Below are 21672 nucleotides of genomic sequence, written 5' to 3'. Positions count from 1 at the left end.
GGTGCCGGCGACGGCCTACTCTCCCGCGCCCTCTCGGGCGGAGTACCATCGGCGCTGCAGGGCTTAACGGCCGTGTTCGGGATGGGAACGGGTGTGGCCCCTGCGCTCTAGTCGCCAGCGAAGCTGCAAGTGAAGTGGTAGTGATCGCGCGCGAATCTGAACCAAAGTAGCAATTGCGCGTTGTGTCTCGAGATCCACCTGCTGACAGGCGGGTGGATCGATTGGGAGTGATCAAGCCGCACGGGCGATTAGGACCGCTGCGCTCGGAACTCGTCGCCGAGTGTCCACGGGCGGCCTATCGACGTGATGGTCTCTCACGGCCCTTCAGGTCCCTCAAGGGGACAGGGAGCATTCATCTCGGGGACGGCTTCCCACTTAGATGCTTTCAGCGGTTATCCGTGCCGATCATCGCTACCCGGCGGTGCCCTTGGCAGGACAGCCGGGACACGAGCGGATCGTCCGACTCGGTCCTCTCGTACTAGAGTCCGCGCCCCTCAATGCTCCAACGCCCACGACGGATACAGACCGAACTGTCTCACGACGTTCTGAACCCAGCTCATGTACCACTTTAACCGGCGAACAGCCGGACCCTTGGGACCTTCTCCAGCCCCAGGATGTGATAAGCCGACATCGAGGTGCCAAACCGCGCCGTCGATGTGAACTCTCGGGCGCGATAAGCCTGTTATCCCCAGCGTACCTTTTATCCGTTGCGCGATAGCCCGCCCACGCGGCACTACCGGATCACTACGACCGACTTTCGTCCCGGCTCGAGCCGTCGCTCTCGCCGTCAGGCTGGCTTCTGCCGTTACACTCTGTGAGCGCGAGTACCGACCGCGCTGAGCCAACCATGCGCGCGCCTCCGTTACGCTTTCGGAGGCGACCGCCCCAGTCAAACTGCCCACCTGCCACGGTCCCAGCCGGGGTTTGCCCGACGTGGTGAGCACGCCGCATTCAGCAGGGTGGTATTTCACTGGCCCCTCCGCCCGAGCTGGCGCCCGGGCCTCAACGGGTCCCACCTATGCTACACAGCTGAATGCAGCGAGCAATGACAAGCTGCAGTAAAGGTGCATGGGGTCTTTTTGTCCTGTCGCGGGAACTCGGAATCCTCACCGAGACTGCAATTTCGCCGAGCGCGTGGTCGAGACAGTGCCCAAGTCGTTACGCCATTCGTGCAGGTCGGAACTTACCCGACAAGGAATTTCGCTACCTTAGGACCGTTATAGTTACGGCCGCCGTTTACCGGGGCTTCGGCTCAAAGCTTCGGGGGTTACCCCCCTGACCTCTCCCCTTAACCTTCCGGCACCGGGCAGGCGTCAGTGCATATACGGCGCCTTGTGCGGCTTGGCATGCACCTGTGTTTTTGCTAAACAGTCGCTTGGGCCGATTCACTGCGGCACAATTCCGCTTCCCGGGTCAACCGGGTCACGGCACTGTGCATCCCTTCTTCCGAAGTTACGGGATCATTATGCCGAGTTCCTTGACCACGTCTCACTCGTGCACCTGAGGCTACTCGCCTCGCCCACCTGTGTCGGTTTGCGGTACGGACATCCCAGCACTCCGCCAGCGACTTTTCTCGCCCGTCGACTCTACGACCCTTGAGCACCCCGAAGGGCGCTCTCGCCATCACCTCTCGGCCGAAGCCTACGGGGTTAGACGGTCATCCACAAAACCGCGGTCGCTTCGTTCCGGTGTCCTCGCTGGGTTCAACGTACTGGGACGGGACGGGAGTGTTCACCCGTTGACCATCGGCTACGCCTCTGGGGCCTCGCCTTAGGACCCGCCTCACCCTGCGCTGATTGCCATGGCGCAGGAACCCTTGGGCTTACGGTGTCGGGGGTTCTCACCCCGATTTGCGCGTACTCATTCCGGCATCCTCACTTCCCGCCGCTCCACCTCAAGGTTTCCACCGAGGCTTCACCGCTACGGGAACGCTCCCCTACCCCTCACACAAAGTGTGAAGGCCAAGCTTCGGCGGGCCGCTTAATCCCGACCATTCTCGGCGCATCCACGCTGGACCGGTGAGCTATTACGCACTCTTTAAAGGAGTGGCTGCTTCTAAGCCAACCTCCCGGTTGTCACGGCACGGACACATCCTTCGCTATACTCAGCGGCCACTTCGGGGCCTTAGCTGTGGCTCTGGGTTCTTTCCCTCTCGCCGCCGGACATTATCGCTCGGCGACTGCCTCCCGCGGTCCATCGGTCAGGTATTCGGAGTTTGGTTGGGGTTGGTAGGGGCCACGCCCCCCCGCGCCCATCCAGTCGCTCTACCCCCTGCCGACATACGGTGCCAAGCACCCGCCGCGAGGCTCTACCTCAATAGATTTCGGGGAGAACCAGCTATCTCCAGGCTTGATTGGCCTTTCACCCCTACCCACAAGTCATCCGAACGGTTTTCAACCCATACCGGTGCGGGCCTCCACTGGGTGTTACCCCAGCTTCACCCTGCTCATGGGTAGATCGCCCTGGCTTCGGGTCTACCCCCAGGCACTCCACGCGCCCTCGTTACAGGACTCGCTTTCGCTGCGGCTCCGGTCCACAAGACCTTAACCTCGCGCCTGAGGCGTAACTCGCCGGATCATAATGCAAAAGGCACGCAGTCAGACGCGCTGAGCTTGCGCCCAGCCGTCCTCCTACCGCTTGTAGGCCAGTGGTTTCAGGCTCTCTTTCACTCCCCGCACTGGGGTGCTTTTCACCTGTCCCTCACGGTACTCGTCCACTATCGGTCACACGGGAGTCTTTAGCCTTGGAGGGTGGTCCCCCCAGCTTCGCGCCCGGTTCCTCGTTCCGGGCGCTACTCAGGAACACCACTAGCCAGCGTCCATCGTCGTCAGTTACCGGGCTCTCACCGTCTCTGGCGCCCCGTTCCAGGGGACTTCACCTGACTTCACGCTGACCGTCCGTGGGTCCTACAACCCCACCCGGCAAGCCGGATGGTTTGGGCTCGGCCCCGTTCGCTCGCCGCTACTGAGGGCATCTCGGTTGATTTCTCTTCCTCCGGGTACTGAGATGTTTCAGTTCCCCGGGTTCGCCCTGCACTTGCGTGCAGTGACGGGGATCGCTCCCCGCCGGGTTTCCCCATTCGGGTATCCGTGGCTCATCGGGTGTGTGCCCCTCCCCACGGCTTATCGCAGCTTACCACGCCCTTCCTCGCCTCCGTGTGCCCAGGCATCCCCCACTGGCCTTCTGTCGCTTGACCACAATCGGGTTCAAGCACAACGCGCAAATTGCTACGAGTGATGTTGCTTGCTGCGCCGCCGCCGAAGCGCGCGACGCATGCGTTCGACTGTCCTCGTCGCCGAGTGCCTAACGGCAGTCGGCGCGCTGACGATCGCATCACGGTGTTGATTCGCGATCTACGATCACTACCACTTCACTTGTCAAACAGCACGGCCTAACGGGCTGGGCCCGCGGCCATATCTGAGAATCGAGTACGAGATCGTGCGATGCGCGAGGCGTGCGACTTCCGAGGACTTTCGAACTCTGAGGAGTTGTACTCGTCGCTCCGGTAAGGAGGTGATCCAGCCGCAGGTTCCCCTACGGCTACCTTGTTACGACTTCGCCCCAGTCACTGCGCTCGCCTTCGGCCGCTAGCTCCCTTGCGGGTTGCGTCACGGACTTCGGGCGCTCACAGCTTCCATGGCGTGACGGGCGGTGTGTACAAGGCCCGGGAACGTATTCACCGTGGCGTAGCTGATCCACGATTACTAGCGATTCCAGCTTCATGCCCTCGAGTTGCAGAGGACAATCCGAACTGAGGCACCGTTTGGGGATTGGCTCGGCCTCGCGGCCTCGCGACCTTCTGTCGGTGCCATTGTAGCACGTGTGTGGCCCTGGGCGTAAGGACCATGATGACTTGACGTCGTCCTCACCTTCCTCCGGTTTGGCACCGGCAGTCCCTCTAGAGTCCCCGGCATGACCCGCTGGTAACTAGAGGCGAGGGTTGCGCTCGTTGCGGGACTTAACCCAACATCTCACGACACGAGCTGACGACAGCCATGCAGCACCTGTGCACGAGCTCCGAAGAGGGGCCCCTGTTTCCAGAGGCTTTCCCGTGCATGTCAAGCCCAGGTAAGGTTCTTCGCGTTGCGTCGAATTAAACCACATGCTCCACCGCTTGTGCGGGCCCCCGTCAATTCCTTTGAGTTTCAGCCTTGCGGCCGTACTCCCCAGGCGGGGCACTTAATGCGTTAGCGCCGGCACTCAGGGGGTCGCTCCCCCAAGCACCTAGTGCCCATCGTTTACGGCGTGGACTACCAGGGTATCTAATCCTGTTTGCTCCCCACGCTGTCGCGCATCAGCGTCAGCACTGTCCCAGCAGGCCGCCTTCGCCACCGGTGTTCTTCCGGATCTCTACGCATTCCACCGCTACACCCGGAATTCCGCCTGCCTCTGACAAGCTCCAGTCTCCCAGTTCGCACGGCCGACCCGGAGTTGAGCCCCGGGCTTTCACCACACGCTTAAGAGACCGCCTACGCGCCCTTTACGCCCAGTGATTCCGGACAACGCTCGCACCCTCTGTATTACCGCGGCTGCTGGCACAGAGTTAGCCGGTGCTTCCTCACCCGGTACCGTCAGGCGCCTCGAAAAGCGCTGTTCGTCCCGGGCAACAGTGGTTTACAACCCGAAGGCCGTCATCCCACACGCGGCGTCGCTGCGTCAGCCTTTCGGCCATTGCGCAAGATTCCCCACTGCTGCCTCCCGTAGGAGTCTGGGCCGTCTCTCAGTCCCAATGTGGCTGGCCATCCTCTCAGACCAGCTACCCGTCATCGCCTTGGTGGGCCATTACCCCGCCAACTAGCTGATAGGCCGCGAGCCCCTCCTGGCGCCTAAATAGTTTCGCGCATCGGGGATGCCCCCGTCGCGCCGTATGCGGTATTACCCGGCCGTTGGGCCGGCTATCCCCCACACCAGGGCAGGTCGCTCACGTGTTACGCACCCGTTCGCCGGTGACGGATTGCTCCGCCCCCTGACTTGCATGTGTTAAGCACGCCGCCAGCGTTCGTCCTGAGCCAGGATCAAACTCTCCAAGAGAGAATCTGTCTGCTCTGCTCGAACGCGGTGTCCCATCGAACGTGGGATCACCACGTCCGGAATCATCAAGATTGCAGGTTAGAACTCTCCCCGACGCCCCTGTGAGCGTCGGATCAGCGAGTCCGCCTCGCACATCCTCACGATCTCGTCTCGATTGTCAATCAGCGTTACAACTTTTTCGCGCCGCGTCAGCGGCAGCCTTTTATTTTACTCAGTCTCGCCTGCCTCGTCAAGGGCTTCTTTCCCAGCCCTCGCTGCCGTGACCTGCCGGCTTACATGAGGCTTGGTCTGCTAAGCTCCATCAGACCAGCGAGTTGCGCTCGTTGTCTTCAGCGCATGTTTCTATTGTAACCGCTCCCGAGACCGCTTTCAAGGGGGGCCGAACAACGCGCCGCTTGCCGCGTCTCACGTCCCGCCCCGATAGCGGGGGCCACGTTGAACCCCTTCGCTGCACCAGGGTTCCACGCCTCGGCGAACCGCCGAGCCTGCCGCTCCTTCCGACAGGACGGCGGGGTCGTCCGCGTGGGACGACCCCGCCCAATGCACCGCCTAGGACTCGAACCTAGAACCTACTGATTAAGAGTCAGCTGCTCTACCATTGAGCTAGCGGTGCAGAGACTCACAACTTAACCGACCGGTAACTGGCGCGCCAGGAGGGATTCGAACCCCCGACCCACAGCTTAGAAGGCTGTTGCTCTATCCACCTGAGCTACTGGCGCTTGCACCACGCAGGGCGCCGCTCGAGCCGGGACTCCCTGTCAGGTCGGGGCGACTGGATTTGAACCAGCGACCTCCTGCTCCCAAAGCAGGCGCGATACCAGGCTACGCTACGCCCCGGACGACCACGGAATGCTAGCCCGTACGGGCTGGACCGTCAACCGCGCTCCATCCCGCCTCCCGGAGCGCGGAAACGAGCGCTCGGAACGCGCGTCCGCGGTGACTCACCCCCTCCTTCTGCGCAACGCTCGCCTCCGCGAACGTGACGCCGAGGTCGTCGGAGAGGAAATACGGGTCGTAGCCGAACCCCTCCCGCCCGCGCGCCTCGTCGAGGATCCGCCCCGGCGCCTCCCCGCGCGCGACGGTCTCGCGGCCGCCGTCGACGAACGCCGCGGCGCAGACGAAGCGCGCGCGACGATCGGCCGCGCCGGCCAGCGCCCGTTGCAGCTTCGCGTTGTTCGCCGCGTCTACTGCGGCCGACGCGCCGACCACGCCAGCGTAGCGCTTGCTGTGGACGCCGGGCGACCCGCCGAGCGCGTCCACGGAGAGACCGGAGTCGTCGGCCACTGTCGGTAGACCGCTCAGGGCGTGAAAGTGGCGCGCCTTCGCGAGCGCGTTCGACTCGAACGTATCGTACGACTCCAACTCGTCCTCCTCCGGCGACTCCGGCAGCCCGGCCGCCGCGAGATCGACGAGATCGACGCCGAGGTTCGCAAACAGCGCACGCAGCTCGCGAAGCTTCCCGGCATTCCGCGTGGCCACGAGGACCCGCGACCGCGACGCGCTCGACTCGGTCACGTGCCGGCGCGAGCGGTGCGCTGAGCGTCCTGCAGCTGCTGGATGCCGGACACCGCGAGATCCAGGAGCGCGTCGAGCTCGGCGCGATCGAACGTGCCGTGCTCCCCGGTGCCCTGCACCTCGACGAACCGCCCCTCCCCGCTCATGACCACGTTCATGTCCACCGCCGCGCGGACGTCCTCGTCGTAGTCGAGGTCGAGCATCGGAGCGCCATCCACGACGCCGACGCTCACGGCCGCGACGAGGCGCTTCACGGGCGAGACGGGGATGACGCCGGCGCTCGACATCGCGTCGAACGCGTCGGCGACGGCCACCGCGGCGCCGGTGATCGCGGCCGTACGCGTGCCGCCATCCGCCTGGAGGACGTCGCAGTCGACGCGCAGCGTGTGCTCCCCGAACCGGAAGTCGTCGAGCATCGCGCGAATGCTGCGGCCGATGAGCCGCTGGATCTCCTGGGTGCGGCCGCCGAGCTGGGCGCGCTCGCGCGGCGTGCGGGTGCGCGTCGCGCGCGGCAGCATCGCGTATTCCGCGGTGATCCATCCCTCGCCGCGCCCCTTCCGCCAGCCCGGGACGCCGGGCTCGACGCTCGCCGTGCACAGCACACGCGTCTTCCCGAACGACACGAGACAGCTTCCCTCGGCGTACTCGGCGACGCCGCGCTCCAGGGCGAGCGGGCGGAGGGCGTCGGACGCGCGACCCTCGCGGATGGTGGTGCGGGACTCAACGGGCACGAAGCTTCTCGATGATGGAGGTGGTGGACTGGCCGGGCGTCAGCGGGATGACGACGACGTCGCCGCCGCGCGCGCGCACCTCGGCCGCGCCGACGATCGTGGACTCGTCATAGTCGCCGCCCTTCACGATGACGTCGGGCTCGACGACGCGCACCAGCTCGAGCGGAGTGTCCTGGCCGAACACGACCACGGCATCCACCGCCTCGAGGGACGCGAGGACGTACGCGCGCTCGGCCTCGCTGCGCACGGGACGCTCGGGACCTTTCAGCCGCCTAACGGATTCGTCGGCGTTCAGACCGACGATGAGCGCGTCGCCCTGCCGGCGCGCCCCGACCACGACGTCGATGTGGCCGGGATGCAGCAGGTCGAAGACGCCGTTGGTGAACACGACGCGGCCGCGCTGCCGCCGGCGCCACGCGCGCGCCTCGTCCCAGGTGAAGATCTTGCGCGCCGGATCGAGCGAGGCGGTCGCGGTCGCGCCGCCGGCTACCACTGCGACTGCGCCCCTTCGACGACGTCGTTGATCATGCGCTCGATCGCGAGCCGGCGGCCGCCCGCCTCGTCTCGCTCGGCGTACTCGCCCTTCGTCGTGAGTCCCTTCCGCTCCCAGAGCGGCTTGCCCGACGACTGGTCGACGATGCTGATGTCCACGACGAGCTGGAGCTGCCGGCGCGCGGACGTCGCCTGGCGCGGATCGGAGCTGTAGCCGATCGGCACGTCGATCTCGTACTTCACGATCGAGCCGCGCACCACGGCGTCGGCCTTCGCCTCGGAGGCTTCGCGCAGGTTGAGCCGGTTCTGAAGCTGGCGGCGAAGCGCCTCGAACACCTCGCGCTGCAGCTCCGGCACGGGCGTCTCGTTGTCGAACGGCAGCACCGCGATGGTACGAACGTGCGACGGAAAGCCGCCGCCCGCGAAGTGGTACGGGCTGAAACGGCACGCGACCATGCCCGATGTCGCGGTGCCTAACGCGATGGCGAAGACGGCGGCGCGCAGCGCCGCCACGGCGCGCGCGCGACGCTCAGCGCTTCCAGATGGACGAGTCAAAGCCACTCACCTCCTCCGTCCGCTCGATGTGCAGCGTGAGCGTGCGATGCGCGGACTCGTTCTCGTAGCGAAGCGTCTCGGCGTCGCGCGTGACCCATTCCTGAATGCGACCGCCGTCGATGCGCTCGACGCGCGTGAGCCGCGGCCCGACGAACGTCACGCGCCACGTGGGATCGGTGCCGATGTCGGCGCGCAGCGTGTCGCCGACAACGCGTGCGGTCGTGTCGCGCGCGGCCGGCACGGTGAGTCGGCCGAGCGTCGCCCACAGCATGGCCGCTGGCGGGATGAAGCGGCGCACGAAGTCGGGCCCAGGAATCGTGAGCTGGTCGCCGATCAGGATCGCCCATCCGCCGCCGAAGCCGCCGTCGACGAAGAAGTCCATGCGCGCGCTGTCGGGCGCGATGATGCGCGCAACGCCCTCGCCGCGCGCCGAGAACCCCTCCTGCTCGCGGTAGTCCCACTTGAAGACGATGCGACGCGCGCCGTTCGGGAGCGCGGTCGACGGGAGCTTCACGACCGGCGTCGGCGCGCCGGCGAGCGGACGAGCGCGCGGCGCGCACGCCGCGGCCGCGAGCGCGACGACGGCGCCCAACGCGAGGCGCGAGAACAGGTGACGATCACGCACGGGCACGCTCCAGGATCTCGCGCACCGGGCCGGGCATCGCCGTCGGACGGCTGTTGCGATCGATCGACACGAGGCGCGTGGACGCCGAGACGAGCCGCACGCCATCGTCGGCGCGCGACACGAGATAGTCGAACGTGACGCTCCGCGATCGCACGTCCGTCATCGTCGTCTCGACGCGAATGAGGTCGTCGTACCGCGCCGGCGCGTGGAACCGCAGGCTCGCCTCCGCTACCGCGAGCGCGACGCCCGCCTCCTCCATCTGCCGATAGCTCATGCCCCCCGTCCGGATGAACTCCGTGCGCCCCACCTCGCACCACGCGAGATAGTTCGCGTGATACACGACACCCATCTGGTCGGTTTCGGCGTAGCGGACGCGGAGCTCGGTGACGTGGACGCGGGACACGGCGGTTGAGTCGACGACGGTGCCGCGGCCGCGGACACCGCGGCGGGCGCCGGCAAGATCGCCAACCCCGACCGCCGTTGTCCACCCGCGCCCGCGGCTTTGTCCATCGCACGGCGCCGGCTAGACTTGGGCTCGTGCTGCCCAGTCCCTGCTACATCTTCTCCGACGCGCACCTCGGCGTGGCGCGGCCCGAGCGCGAGCGCGAGCTGCTCGCGTTCCTGCGGAGCCTGCGCGGCGCGGCGGGCTCGCTGGTGGTGAACGGCGACCTGTTCGACTTCTGGTTCGAGTGGCGATCGGTGATGCCGCGCCGCGCGTTCCGCGTGCTGGCCGCACTCGCCGACCTCCGCGACGATGGCGTGCCGGTGCTGTGGATGGCCGGCAACCACGACTGCTGGGGCGGCGACATCCTGCGCGAGGACGTGGGTGTCGAGTTCCACGTCGGGCCGTGGGAAGGAACGCTGGCGGGTTGGCACACGCGCATCGAGCACGGCGACGGGCTGCGGCCACGGGAGGACCGCGGCTATCGGGCGATCCGGCCGGTGCTGCGACACCCGCTGTCGGTGTGGGCGTTCCGGCTGCTCCACCCGGACTTCGCGAGCCGCCTCGCGCACGGGAGCTCGCACGGCAGCCGAGCGCTCGGTCCAGGCGACGGCGGTGTGGGGCTCCGGCGCATCGCGTTCGACACGCTGGCGCGCGACCCCTCGCTGGAGCTCGTGGTGTTCGGGCACTCGCACGCGCGGATGCTGGACCGCGCGGAGGGCGGCGGCGTGTACGCGAACCCGGGCGCCTGGCTGGACGAGCCGACGTACCTACGGGTGGACGAGCAGGAGATCGCGGTGCTCCGATGGAACGGGTCAGCCGAGGGTGACCGTCTCCATGCTCTCGACCGGCGCGCCGAGGAAGCGCTCCGCCATCGTTAGGAAGTGGTCAGGCGCGTCGCTCGCCACGAAGCGATGCCGCACGATGGACCCGGGCTCAGCGCACATCTCGCGCTCGGCGAGCAGTCGTCCGGTCTCCGCCGCCGTCTCCTCGGCGCTGTCGATGAGACGCACGCCACGTCCGACGACCTCGCCGATGACCGGCTTGAGCAGCGGGTAGTGCGTGCAGCCGAGGACGAGCGTATCGACGTGCGTCTCGACCAACGGCTCGAGGTACTCTTGGGCGATGAGCCGCGTCGCCGCGTGGTCGGTCCAGCCTTCCTCGGCGAGCGGCACGAACAGCGGGCAGGCGCGCGCGCGCACGTGCGCATGCGGCGCGAGCGCGTGGATGGCGCGATGATAGGCGCGCGAGTTGACGGTGCCCACGGTGCCGATGACGCCGATCTCGCCGTTCGTCGATGCACGCACGGCGGCGCGCGCGCCCGGCTCCACGACGCCGACGACCGGCACGGGCAGCTCCTCGCGGAGCATGGGGAGCGCGTGCGCGGTCGCCGTGTTGCACGCGACGACGACGGCCTTCACGCCCTGCGCGAGCAGGAACGTCGCGATCTCGTGGCTGTAGCGACGCACGGTGTCGGGACTCTTCGGCCCGTACGGCACGCGCGCGGTGTCGCCGAAGTAGATGATCGACTCGTTAGGCAGCTGCCGCATCAGCTCACGTGCGACCGTGAGCCCGCCGATCCCCGAGTCGAACACGCCGATGGGCGACGACGACTCGGGGGCGCTCACCAGCTCACCTTCATCGCGAGCGTCGCCCCATGCTCACTCGGCCGCACGCTCACCTCGCCGGGCACGGCCCAGAGATTCGCGGACACGAACGCCTCGGCGCCGGCGATGAGGTGGTTGAACGCGATGACCGCGATCCAGTCCTCGAGGTGCAGTCGGCGCGCGCGGGCGAGACTTCCGTTGAAGAGATTCGGCACGCGCGTGCCCGCGCCCGTGCCCGTCACGGGGTTGCCTGCCGTGTCGACCGGGAAGCTCGTCGCGATGAGACTATCGCCACGAAACGCTTTCGCTTCGGCGAGGTCGAACGTGGACTTCGCGACCATCGCGAGCGCGCCCGCCTCCACGGCCATGAAGAACGCGCCGGTCGCCGTGCGGTCGAGCTTCGACTGACCGAGGCCAGGGACGAGGATCGAATAGATCAGCGCGCGTCGCGCGGAGATCGGCGGGCGCGGAATCGCGCTCGCGCCGACGGCGCGCGGAGGCCGCGGCGCACGGCGCGTCGTGTCGCGCGGTGGCGCGACCGCTGCCGGGACGTTGGGCGCCGTATCCGTGATCACCGGCACCGTCGGCCGCGTCGAGGGACGCACGGTGTCGGCGGGCGCCGGCGCGCGTCGTGTCGTGTCGCGGCGCGTCGTGTCCGGCCGCGGCACCGGCACCTGCGCGCGCGCCGTGGACGCGCAGACTGCAACCAGCGCGAGCGCACCGCCGCCGAGCCACCGCGCGCGCCACGCGCGCGAGACGAAAGGCGTCACTGCGACACCACGCCGAGCCCTCGTCAGCGCTGCGTCGGCAGCGCCGCGACGAGCTCGATCTCGACGCGAACGCCGCGCGGGAGCCCGGCGACGGCGACCGTGGAGCGTGCCGGCCGCGCGTCGCCGAGCGCGCGCGCGTAGACCTCGTTCACCGCGCCGAAGTCCGCCATGTCGGCGAGGAAGATGGTCGTCTTCACGACGTCGGACCACGACACGCCGGACGCGGTGAGCACGGCGGTCAGGTTCCGCAGCGCGCGGTCGGCCTGCGCGACGACGTCGCCCTCGACGACCTGCATCGTCGCGGGATCGAGCGCGATCTGGCCCGCGGTGAACAGGAACCCATTCGCCTTCACGGCCTGCGAGTACGGCCCGATGGCGGCGGGAGCGTCGGCGGTGTGAACGATTTCGAGCTGCGAAGCCGGCACGGAACGGTGATGTCGAGGGACGCGGTCCAGACGGGCGAACGCGCGGGAGTCTATCGGGGGGCTCCAGCGATCGCCAGCCCGAAGCACCGGCGTGCGTTGTCGATCACGAGCGCCGCGACGTGCTCGGCGGTCGCGGCACGCGCCTGCGCCAGCCGCTCGACGGTTCGCGGCACCCACGCCGGCTCGTTGCGCTTGCCGCGGTGCGGCGTGGGCGCGAGATACGGCGCGTCGGACTCGGCGAGCAGGCGGTCGTCCGGCACGAGACGCAGCAGCTCGTCGTCCGTCCATCGCTTGAACGTGACGATGCCACTGAACGAGACATACCAGCCGACGTCGAGCGCGGCGCGCGCGAGATCGTGCGAGCCGGTATAGCAGTGCAGTACGCCGACGACGCCCCGCTTCCCGGCCTCGTACACGAGCGAGAGCGTGTCGTCCGCCGCCTCGCGTGTGTGGACCACGACCGGACGCTCCAGATCGTACGCGAGGTCGAGCTGGGCCTCGAACGCGGCGATCTGCCGGTCGCGCGGCGAGTGGTCGTAGTGGTAATCCAACCCACACTCGCCGACGGCGACGGCGCCCGCGGCGACCTCCGCGCGGATGGCCGCGAGGTCGCGCTCCGCGTCGAACGTGTCGGCGTCGTGCGGGTGCACGCCGGCGGTGAACGAGACGAAGCCCGGATGCCGCACTGCGATCGCGCGGGCGCGCTCGGCAGCGGCGAGCGACTCGCCGATGCACACGAGCGCGAGCGCACCGGCGTCGCGCGCGCGGGCGATGACGTCGTCGCGATCGGCGTCGAACGCCGGGTCGGCGAGATGCGTGTGGCTGTCGACGAACGCGAGCACGGCGAGACGGGATCGACTGTTAGGCGCCCCGCCCGCAAACACCAACCGCCGCCCGGAGGGCGGCGGTCGCGGGTCGGGAGCGGCGTGCGGTCAGCGCGCGCCGACCGCCTGGTTCGAGCGCGGCGCGGCGGGACGCGGAGCCGTCGACGTGCTCTTCGCGACGGCGCCGGCATCCTTGCGCGGGTACTTGTTCTCGATCCAGATGAGGACCGAGGACGCGATGTAGATGGAGCTGAACGTACCGGTCACGACACCGAACAGCATGACCCACGCGAACGGGCGGATCACCTCGCCGGCGAACAGCAGCAGCGCGAGCGTCGCGGCGGACACCGTGGCGTGCGTCAGCACGGAGCGCGGCAGCGTCTCGTTCACCGACTGGTTCACGATGTCGTAGAACGAATCGGTCTTGCGCATGCGGCGCACGTGCTCGCGCACGCGGTCGAAGATCACGATCGTGTCGTTCAGCGAGTAGCCGATCACGGTGAGGATCGCGGCGATGACCGTCAGCGACACCTCGATGTTCATGATCTTGATGAACGCGAGCGTCGTGAAGATGTCGTGCGCCGTCGCGATCACGGCCGCGAGCCCGAAGCGCCACTCGAAGCGCACCGCGAGGTACGCGAGCGTGAGCAGGAACGAGATCAGGATGGCGTAGATCGCGCCGCGCTGCAGCTCGTCACCGACCTTCGCGCCGACGGCCTCGGTGCGGCCGATCTGGAAGTTGCCCGCGCCGAACTTCTGCGTGAGCGCGCGCTCGATGCGGCGTGCGACCGTCTCGGCGCCCTGCTGCCCCGCGACCTCGTGCGGATCCTTCTGCGCGCGAATGGTGAACTCGCGGTCGGATCCGAACTGCGCGATCTCGGCCTCGCGCGTCACCTGGTCGACGGCGGAGCGGATCTGACCGGCATCGACGCGCTGATTGAACTTCACCTGCATCAGCGTGCCGCCGGTGAAGTCGATGCTGTAGCGGATGCCACCGGTCACGAGCATCGAGCCGAAGCCGACCACGATGAAGGCAGCCGTCGCGATGAGCGCGACGCGCCACCACTTGATGAAGTCGTACTTGGTGTTGTGGAAGATGCGGAGCATGGTGCCTCTGGGCCTGTCGAGTGGGCGTCGCGTTCCGGGTCAGATGCTCAGCGACTCGACCCGCGGCGAGCGGTTGAGCCAGAGGAGGTAGAACGTGCGCACGACGAAGATGGCAGTGATCATCGACGCCGCGATACCGGCGAGCAGCGTCACGGCGAAGCCGCGCACGGGGCCGGTGCCGTACTGGTAGAGCACCGCGGCGGTGAGCGCGGTCGACACGTTGGAGTCGACGATGGCGCTCATCGCGTGCCGGAAGCCCTCGTCGATCGCGAGGCGTACCGACTTGCCGGCGTCGAGCTCCTCGCGGATGCGTTCGAAGATCAGCACGTTCGCGTCGACGGCGATACCGATGGACAGCACGAAGCCGGCGAGGCCTGGCAACGTGAGTGTGGCGTCGAAGCCGGCCAGCGTGGCGAGCGTGTAGAGCATGTACAGCACGAGACCGCCGACGGCGAGCAGCCCGGAGAAGCGGTAGTACACGAGCATGATGACGATCACGAGCGTGACCGCGACGGCGCCCGCCAGCAGCCCGTGCCGGATCGAGTCCTGTCCGAGGCTCGGGCCGACCTCGCGCGTCTCCTCGACGCGCAGCGGCACTGGCAGCGCGCCGGCCTTCAGCACGATCGCGAGATCCTGCGCGTCCTGCAGCGAGCCGCCGCCGAGGCGGATCTGGCCACGCGAGCCGATGGCGCTCTCGATCGTCGGCGCCGTGATGACGCGCTGATCGAGCACGACCGCCATGAAGTCCTTGATGTGCTTCGCCGTCTCGTTCTGGAAGCGGCGGCCGCCCTCGCGGCTCAGCTCGAACTGCACCGTGTTGCCCTCGACCGGATCGCTCGACGGCCGCGCGTCGGTCAGGTACTCACCGGTGATGATCGGGCGCGCATCCAGCACCCAGAGCGTGCGGTACACCTGGCCGTTCACGACCATGGTGTCGGCGCCCCAGCGCATGACCTTGCCCGGCGGCAGCGCGCTCTGGACCTCCGGCAGGTCGAGGAGCGACTGGAGTCGCAGGTAGTCGCTCTCGGCGACGACGTACTGGCCGGGGATGTTCGCGGGCTGGACGGCCTTCGTGAACGCGCCGGCGGCGTTCGGCTTCAGCAGGTTCGCGCTGTCGGCCGGCTTCTTCGCGGAGTCGCCGGTGGTGCCGGCGGCCTTCACGGTGTCCTTCTTGGCCGAGTCGCCGCTCGTGAGCAGCGAGCCGAGCCCCTGCTGCGGCGACGGCGTCGCCGTGGCGCCTGGCGTGCCGGCCGCGGACGCCACCGTCGGGAGCTTCGCGGCGGCGATCGCGTCGAGCTTCGGCAGCGAGCGCTCGAGCGCCTGCGTCTCGTCGGTGATCTGGAACTCGAGGAACGCGGCCTTCTGCACCACCGCCTGCGCGCGCTCCGGATCGGCGACGCCGGGCAGCTCGACGATGATGCGGTCGGTGCCGGCCTTCTGGACGAGCGGCTCCGTCACGCCGAGCTCGTCGATGCGGTTGCGGACGACGCGGATCGCGCGGTCGAGCGCCTCGGCCTTGTTCGCCACCGCGCCCTTCGACTCGTCGACCGCGAGTGTGAGGTGCATGCCGCCCTGGAGGTCGAGGCCGCGCTTCAGCGGGACGCGGCGCACGGTGTCGGTCACCATCGTGCCGTTGCGGTTCACGCGCTCGATCACGGTGCGCGGGAAGAGCGCATAGACGGAGAGCACGACCAGCGCTCCGATCGCCAGGAGGCGGTACTTCAGGTTCGACATGCGCCTGCAGGAGGTGGGGAGGTGGAACGAGGGGTCCGGGCGCCGGCGCAGGCCAGCAAACTCCCAGAAACTATTAAGGTTACGCCTTCGGGTGCATCACGTCAACGAACCCGCTCGCGTCGCGTGGCGTCACACTGGCCGCGAGGGCAGCACGCGCCGCCTCGGCGTCGCGGCCGAGCTGCTCGACGAGCGCCTCGACCGACGCGAAGCGCTGGACGTCGCGTAGGCGGGCGACGAAATCGATGCGAACGTGCGCGTCGTAGAGGTCCGCCACGGAGTCGAACAGATGCGCCTCGAGCGACACGCGCTCGTCGCCGAACGTCGGGCGGGGGCCGAGGTTCATCATACCCCCGAACGGGCCGCCGGGTGTCTGCACGACCACGGCGTAGACGCCGGCGAGCGGCAGCAGCTTCCGCGCGGACTCCGGCACCACGTTGATGGTCGGGTAGCCGAGCAGCCGGCCGCGCTTCTCGCCGTGCGAGACGATGCCGGCGACCGAATAGCGCCGGCCGAGCGCGGCACGCGCCGCGTCGAGGTCGCCCTCGGCGAGCGCGCGACGGGTGGCACTCGAAGAGACCGGATCCCCACCATCCGCGGCGACCGGCGGCACCACGTCGACGGTGAAGCCGCGCGACTCGCCGAGCTCGCGCAGAACCGACACGTCGCCGGTCCGGCCGCGCCCGAAGCCGTGGTCGTAGCCGATGAGCAGCTCGCGCATGCGGAAGCGATCGCGCAGCACGATGTCGACGAACTCGTCCGGGCCGTACTCCGCCAGCGTGCGCGTGAACGGCAGCACCGCGACGTAGTCGAGACCGCCCTGGGCGAGGACCTCGAGCTTTTCCCTTCCCGGCGTCAGGAGCTGGGGCGCAGCGCCCGGGTTCACGATCTCCAGCGGATGCGGCTCGAACGTGACGAGCACGCTCGGCAGCCCGGTCGCGCGCGCCCGGCCGACGAGCTGCTGGATGACGTCCCAGTGCCCACGGTGCACGCCGTCGAACGTGCCGACGGTGACGATGGTGTCGCGGACGTTCGGCGGAAGGCCCGATGCCGTCACCGGGTCAGCCCTCACGCAGCACGACGCGCGGCTGCCACCGGTCGCCGGCACGCTCGGCGAGGACGGCGAGCATGTCCGTGGCCTCGCTCGTCAACGCGGCCCAGCTCCCGTCGACGCGGGCGTCCACGGCGATGCCGCTCGTCGCCCGTCTGAGATCGACGTCGCTCAACGCCTGCACCGGGAGATGCGGGAGCGCATCGAGCGCCGGCCGCACTCGCGCGCGACCCTCACGCAGCGCGTCGAGCGAGTCGGCGTCGCTCACGTCGAACGCGCCGCTGTGCGTGCGTCGCAGGGCGGTGAGGTGCGCGGCGCTGGCGACGGCGCGGCCGAGGTCGCGCGCGAGGGAGCGGATGTAGGTGCCGCCGCCGCAGGTGACGCGCGCGTCGCATCCGGCGACCGCGGACTCGTCGCCACGCCACGCGAGGATCTCCCACCGGTCGACACGCACCCGCGCCGGCGCGAGCGTGACGGCAGCGCCTTCACGCGCGAGGTCGTACGCGCGGCGCCCGCCGATGCGCTTGGCCGAATACGCCGGCGGAGTCTGATCCAGCTCGCCGGTGAGCGACGGCAGCGCGGCTTCGATGGCGGCGCGCCCCGGCAGCGGCGCCTGCCTAACGACGGTGCCGTGCAGGTCCTCGGTGTCGGTCTCGGCGCCGAACTGGATCGCCGCCTCGTACACCTTCGGGTCGCCGCTCACGTGCGGCAGCAGCCGCGTCGCGGAGCCCACGAGCAGCACGAGCAGCCCCGTCGCGAACGGATCGAGCGTGCCGGCGTGGCCGATGCGCGACTCGCCTAACGCGCGGCGCGCCACGTTGACGACGTCGTGCGACGTGACGCCGGCCGGCTTGTCCACCAGCACCACTCCGAGCATCGCGGCGTCATTCCGTGGACGCGTCGGGCGAGGCGGCGCCCGTGGTGTGGTCGGACGGCTCGGCGTCCTCCTCCTTCGCCTCACGCTCGCGCTGCAGTTGCTCGAGCAGCGTCTCGATGCGCGCCGCGTGGGCGACGCTCGCGTCGTTGCGGAACTCGATCTCCGGCGCGGCGCGCAGACGCAGCGAGCGGCCGATGCGCCCACGCAGATGTCCGGCGACGCCGGCGAGGCCCTCGAACGTCTCGGCCTTCGCGGCGTCGTCGCCCATGATGCTCACGAACACGCGCGCGTGCCGCAGGTCGCGCGTGACCTCGACGCCGGTGACGGTGACGAGGCCGCGCACGCGCGGATCCTTCACGCCGTCGGCGAGGAACTGCGCGACCTCCTCGCGGATCGCCTCGGCGACGCGGTCGGGTCGTCGGTTGTCGAATGCCATACTCTAACCCCTATAGAATCGCTCCACGCTCCACACTCCACGCTCGACGCTCGGCCAGTCGCCGTGACTGAGCGAGCGTGGAGCGTGGAGCGTGGAGCGTGGAGGGGTTACGCGTTGGAGTTGGCGAGCGTGCGCGCGACTTCCTCGGTCCGGTAGCACTCGAGCACGTCCCCGACCTTGAGGTCGTTGAAGTTCTCGACGCCGATACCGCACTCGAAGCCCTCGCGCACTTCTTTGACGTCGTCCTTGAAGCGGCGCAGCGAGCCGATCGCGCCGTCGTAGATCTCGATGCCGTCGCGGATGACGCGCACGCGCCCCTGTCGGTTGATGACGCCGCTGCGAACCGAGCAGCCGGCGATGGTGCCGATGCGCGGCACCTTGAACGTCTCGCGAACCTCCGCCTCGCCGAGCACCACCTCGCGCTCCTCGGGCTTCAGCATGCCCTCGAGCGCGGCGCGCACGTCGTTCACCGCCTCGTAGATGATGCGGTACAGCTTGATGTCGACGCCCTCGCGCTCGGCCGATGCGCGCGCCTTGTTGTCGGGGCGCACGTGGAAGCCAATGATGATCGCGCCCGCCGCCTTCGCGAGCAGGATGTCGCCCTCGGTGATCGCGCCGACGCCGCGCTGCACGATCTCGACGGCCACCTCGGCGTTCGAGAGCTGCCCGAGCGCGTCGGCGAGCGCCTCCGCCGGACCGCCCTGGTCTGCCTTGATGAGCAGCTTGAGGTTCCGCGTGCCGCCGGGCCCCGCCTGCGACATGAAGTCCTCGAGCGTGACCACGCCCTTGGACGTGCGACGCGACTTCGCCTCGCGGTCGAGCCGCTCGCGGCGCTGCGCGATGTCGCGCGCGGCCGTCGCGTCCTCCACCACCGAGAGCTGATCGCCGGCCATCGGCACGCCCGTGAGACCGAGGATCTGCACCGGGATCGCGGGGCCCGCCTCCTTCACCGCCTTCCCGCGCTCGTCGAGCAGCGCGCGCACGCGGCCGGAGAACATGCCGCAGATGAAGTCGTCGCCGACGTGGAGCGTGCCGTTCGACACGAGCACCGTCGCGACGGGGCCCTTGCCCGGGTCGAGCTGCGCCTCGACGACCGAGCCGGAGGCGCGGCGGTCGGGGTTCGCCTTGAGATCCAGGATCTCGGCCTGCAGCAGGATCTGGTCGAGCAGCTCGCCGATGTTCGTGCCCTTCTTCGCCGAGATCTCCGTCGCGAGCACGTTACCGCCGAACTCCTCGAGCACCACGTTGTGGTTCAGGAGCTCCTGCTTCACGCGCCCCGGGTTCGCCTGCGGCAAGTCGATCTTGTTGATCGCGACGACCATCGGCACGCCTGCGTTCTTCGCGTGCGAGATCGCCTCGATCGTCTGCGGCATGAGCCCGTCGTCCGCGGCGACGACGAGGACGACGATGTCGGTCACCTGCGCGCCGCGGGCACGCATCGCGGTGAACGCCTCGTGACCCGGCGTGTCGAGGAACGTGATGTGACGCCCACCGGGCAGCGTGACGTGATACGCGCCGATGTGCTGCGTGATGCCGCCGGCCTCGCCGGCGACGACGTTCGCCTTGCGGATGTAGTCGAGCAGCGAGGTCTTACCATGGTCGACGTGACCCATGATCGTGACCACCGGCGGGCGCGACACGAGATCCTCGGCCGTGTCCTCGACGGTCTCCTCGCCGAAGTCCGCGAGGTACTCCTCCTCGCGTACGGCCTGGAACCCGAACTCGCCGGCGATCAGCTCGATCTGGTCGAAGTCGAGTCGCTGGTTGATGGTCACCATCAACCCGAGGTTCTTCAGCGCGAAGCCGACGATTTGGGTCGGCGAGACCTTCAGGATCTGCGCGAGGTCGGCGACGGTGATGAACTCGTTCACGCGCACCGTCGTGCGCTCGCGCTGCGCCTCGGCGGCGCGCAGCGCCTCCATCTCCTCGCGCGCGTCGTCGCGACCGCGGCCGCGGCCGCGGGTCGGCGCGCCGCGCATCCCCTGCATCGTGCGCGCGATGTTCTCCGCCACCGCGGCCTGATCCACGCCGCCGCGCCGGTTCTTCTTGCCGCCGCGCCGGCTATTGTCGCGCGAGGCGGTGCCGGCACCGGCGCCGGCCCCACCGCCGCCACCCGCACCGCCGCCACCGCCGCCGCCGCCGAACGACGCACCGCCGCCGCCCGGGCGACGGTCGTCACGACGGGCCCCACCCCCCGGGGCACCGGGCGTGGCGGACGCGATCGGCCGCGGCGCGCCCGGCGTCACGGGCCGCGGACGCGGCGCGCCGGGCACGATCGGCCGCGGACGCGGGCGATCGCCGGCCGGGGCCGACGGCGTGCTCGGCGACGCGCTCGCCACCGGCGTGGGCATGCCGCCAGCGGGACGGCCCGGCTGCGACGGACGCGGCGGAGCACCGGCGCCGCCACTCGGGGCCGCGGGGCGCGGCGCCGCGGGAGCCGGCGTCGGCTCCGCGGTCGTCTCGGGCTCCTGCGACACGGGCACGGCGACCGCGCGCTCGCGGTCGGCCCGGTCGCGGTCGGCGCGCTCGACGGGGACCTCGACCTGCGCCTCGGCCGGCGCGGTCCCGCGCGTGGCCTCGACCGGGGCCGGCTCGGCGGGCGCCTCGGGGGCGCTGGTCTCGGCGATCTGCGTCGGCGCCTCGACCGGCGCGGCCTGCGCCACGGCGGTCGCGCGCTCCGCGGCGACTTCGATCTCAGGGGCGGCCGGCTCGGCGACCGCGACCGCCGACTCTGGGGCCTCGGCGGCCGGGGCGAGCGGCGACTCCGCCGGGCGCACGCGGCGGCGCACGGCGTGGGGCGCCTCGGCGGCAGCGGCCGGCGCGGGGGCCGGCTCCGGTGCGGCAGGGGCTCGGCGTCGACGCGTGGGCTGCGGCGCGGCGGCCTGGGCCGCCCGCTCGGCTCGAGCGCGCTTCTCCCGCTCCCAGCGCGCGCGGATGCGCGACACCTGGTCGTCGGTCAGCAGTGTGAGGTGGCTCCGCACGGGCACCTCCATCTTCCGAAGAAGCTCGATGACTTCATCGGTGGAGATCCCGAACTCGCCAGCCATGTCGTGCACACGAAGCTTGCTCAAACCATCCTCCTCAATCGCTCCCACTCACGTCCGCATCGGACGCGCCGCCCGGCGGCCAGCGCAACGACGCTTCCGCGAGCATCTCTTGTATACCCCGTGCGAGGTTCCGGTCCGTGACGCCGACCGCCGCCGTGGTCTCCCGACCGACCGCGTGGCCGAGCGCCGCCGCTCCCGGACCCTCCACTACCGGCACCCGCTTCGCAGCGAGCAGCGGCAGCACCTTCTCGAGACTATGGCGCGAGACGTCGGGCGCAACGACGGCCAGCACGAGGGTTCCCTTCGACGCCGCCTCGCGCACCCGCTCGACTCCCACCACCGCCCCCCGCCCCCGGACGCCGAGGCCCAGCAGACGAAGCAGCTTCGCCTCGGCCGCCGGGTTCAC

Annotated in this window: 18 protein-coding genes, 3 tRNA genes and 3 rRNA genes; 1 reads left to right on the top strand and 23 read right to left on the bottom strand. The window is 69.2% G+C overall.

The annotated features are described in order from the left end of the window. Positions 1-2 precede the first annotated feature (2 nt). The 12 genes from rrf to J421_RS16060 form a co-directional block, all read right to left on the bottom strand. A 5S ribosomal RNA gene (gene rrf, locus J421_RS16115) occupies positions 3-119 on the bottom strand. 108 nt (positions 120-227) lie between these two features. Continuing rightward, positions 228-3196 (bottom strand): 23S ribosomal RNA (locus J421_RS16110). A gap of 310 nt (positions 3197-3506) precedes the next feature. Continuing rightward, positions 3507-5031, bottom strand: a 16S ribosomal RNA gene (locus tag J421_RS16105). The 16S, 23S and 5S rRNA genes sit together here, the layout of an rRNA operon. A 541-nt stretch (positions 5032-5572) precedes the next feature. Then, positions 5573-5644, bottom strand: a tRNA-Lys gene (locus J421_RS16100). 29 nt (positions 5645-5673) lie between these two features. Continuing rightward, a tRNA-Arg gene (locus tag J421_RS16095) sits at positions 5674-5750 on the bottom strand. Between the two features lie 44 nt (positions 5751-5794). Next, positions 5795-5868 (bottom strand) — tRNA-Pro (locus tag J421_RS16090). 15 nt (positions 5869-5883) lie between these two features. After that, entirely contained in the window at positions 5884-6546 is a 663-nt protein-coding gene (gene rdgB / locus J421_RS16085; protein ID WP_025412208.1) for an RdgB/HAM1 family non-canonical purine NTP pyrophosphatase, read from the bottom strand. After that, entirely contained in the window at positions 6543-7277 is a 735-nt protein-coding gene (rph, locus tag J421_RS16080; protein WP_236646257.1) for a ribonuclease PH, read from the bottom strand. Before rph ends, rdgB begins: the two co-directional genes overlap by 4 nt. Next, the gene (gene rfaE2 / locus J421_RS16075) at positions 7267-7770 is read right to left on the bottom strand and encodes a D-glycero-beta-D-manno-heptose 1-phosphate adenylyltransferase (RefSeq protein ID WP_025412206.1); all 504 of its coding nucleotides are present in this window, start codon (positions 7768-7770) and stop codon (positions 7267-7269) included. The genes rph and rfaE2 overlap by 11 nt, the downstream gene beginning before the upstream one ends. Then, positions 7764-8282, bottom strand: a complete 519-nt coding sequence (gene lptE / locus J421_RS33645) for an LPS assembly lipoprotein LptE (protein WP_025412205.1) — start codon at positions 8280-8282, stop codon at positions 7764-7766. The genes rfaE2 and lptE overlap by 7 nt, the downstream gene beginning before the upstream one ends. 16 nt (positions 8283-8298) lie before the next feature. Then, positions 8299-8949, bottom strand: coding sequence for a hypothetical protein (locus J421_RS16065; RefSeq protein WP_148306356.1), 651 nt, complete (start codon positions 8947-8949; stop codon positions 8299-8301). Continuing rightward, the gene (locus J421_RS16060) at positions 8942-9352 is read right to left on the bottom strand and encodes an acyl-CoA thioesterase (protein WP_025412203.1); all 411 of its coding nucleotides are present in this window, start codon (positions 9350-9352) and stop codon (positions 8942-8944) included. The genes J421_RS16065 and J421_RS16060 overlap by 8 nt, the downstream gene beginning before the upstream one ends. 134 nt (positions 9353-9486) lie before the next feature. On the opposite strand from J421_RS16060, the gene J421_RS16055 reads away from it, so the two are divergent. Further along, complete coding sequence (locus J421_RS16055; RefSeq protein ID WP_025412202.1) at positions 9487-10272, top strand: UDP-2,3-diacylglucosamine diphosphatase; 786 nt, start codon at positions 9487-9489, stop codon at positions 10270-10272. Here J421_RS16055 and murI read toward each other — a convergent pair. The 11 genes from murI to J421_RS16000 form a co-directional block, all read right to left on the bottom strand. After that, positions 10207-11019, bottom strand: coding sequence for a glutamate racemase (murI, locus tag J421_RS16050; RefSeq protein WP_025412201.1), 813 nt, complete (start codon positions 11017-11019; stop codon positions 10207-10209). The two genes, J421_RS16055 and murI, sit on opposite strands and share 66 nt — an antisense overlap. Next, complete coding sequence (locus J421_RS16045; protein WP_025412200.1) at positions 11016-11768, bottom strand: hypothetical protein; 753 nt, start codon at positions 11766-11768, stop codon at positions 11016-11018. The genes murI and J421_RS16045 overlap by 4 nt, the downstream gene beginning before the upstream one ends. Positions 11769-11791: 23 nt before the next feature. Next, entirely contained in the window at positions 11792-12193 is a 402-nt protein-coding gene (locus J421_RS16040) for a RidA family protein (RefSeq protein ID WP_025412199.1), read from the bottom strand. Between the two features lie 50 nt (positions 12194-12243). Continuing rightward, entirely contained in the window at positions 12244-13035 is a 792-nt protein-coding gene (locus J421_RS16035) for a TatD family hydrolase (RefSeq protein WP_025412198.1), read from the bottom strand. A 90-nt stretch (positions 13036-13125) separates the two neighbouring features. Next, positions 13126-14124, bottom strand: a complete 999-nt coding sequence (secF, locus tag J421_RS16030; protein WP_025412197.1) for a protein translocase subunit SecF — start codon at positions 14122-14124, stop codon at positions 13126-13128. A 39-nt stretch (positions 14125-14163) separates the two neighbouring features. Further along, entirely contained in the window at positions 14164-15858 is a 1695-nt protein-coding gene (gene secD, locus J421_RS16025) for a protein translocase subunit SecD (protein ID WP_025412196.1), read from the bottom strand. Between the two features lie 79 nt (positions 15859-15937). Continuing rightward, a complete protein-coding gene (locus J421_RS16020) occupies positions 15938-16912 on the bottom strand; it encodes a bifunctional riboflavin kinase/FAD synthetase (RefSeq protein WP_025412195.1) in 975 nt (324 codons plus the stop codon). 4 nt (positions 16913-16916) lie between these two features. After that, on the bottom strand, positions 16917-17783 hold the full coding sequence (gene truB / locus J421_RS16015; protein WP_025412194.1) for a tRNA pseudouridine(55) synthase TruB: 867 nt from the start codon (positions 17781-17783) through the stop codon (positions 16917-16919). 7 nt (positions 17784-17790) lie between these two features. Next, positions 17791-18219 (bottom strand): 30S ribosome-binding factor RbfA, encoded by a 429-nt coding sequence (gene rbfA, locus J421_RS16010; protein WP_025412193.1) that lies wholly within the window; start codon positions 18217-18219, stop codon positions 17791-17793. A 107-nt stretch (positions 18220-18326) separates the two neighbouring features. After that, a complete protein-coding gene (infB, locus tag J421_RS34495) occupies positions 18327-21290 on the bottom strand; it encodes a translation initiation factor IF-2 (protein WP_025412192.1) in 2964 nt (987 codons plus the stop codon). Positions 21291-21300: 10 nt separating this feature from the next. Next, on the bottom strand, positions 21301-21672 hold the full coding sequence (locus tag J421_RS16000; protein WP_025412191.1) for a L7Ae/L30e/S12e/Gadd45 family ribosomal protein: 372 nt from the start codon (positions 21670-21672) through the stop codon (positions 21301-21303).

The organism is Gemmatirosa kalamazoonensis (assembly GCF_000522985.1).
Lineage (GTDB): Bacteria > Gemmatimonadota > Gemmatimonadetes > Gemmatimonadales > Gemmatimonadaceae > Gemmatirosa > Gemmatirosa kalamazoonensis.
The sequence above is the reverse complement of the archived record's forward strand: the minus strand, read 5'-3'. Positions and strand labels throughout refer to the sequence as shown.

What these genes read in the sequence shown, in the direction of transcription:
- secF (WP_025412197.1), bottom strand. Translation starts at nt 14,124, where the DNA reads ATGCTCCGCATCTTCCACAACACCAAGTACGACTTCATCAAGTGGTGG.
- secD (WP_025412196.1), bottom strand. Translation starts at nt 15,858, where the DNA reads ATGTCGAACCTGAAGTACCGCCTCCTGGCGATCGGAGCGCTGGTCGTG.
- truB (WP_025412194.1), bottom strand. Translation starts at nt 17,783, where the DNA reads ATGCTCGGAGTGGTGCTGGTGGACAAGCCGGCCGGCGTCACGTCGCAC.
- rbfA (WP_025412193.1), bottom strand. Translation starts at nt 18,219, where the DNA reads ATGGCATTCGACAACCGACGACCCGACCGCGTCGCCGAGGCGATCCGC.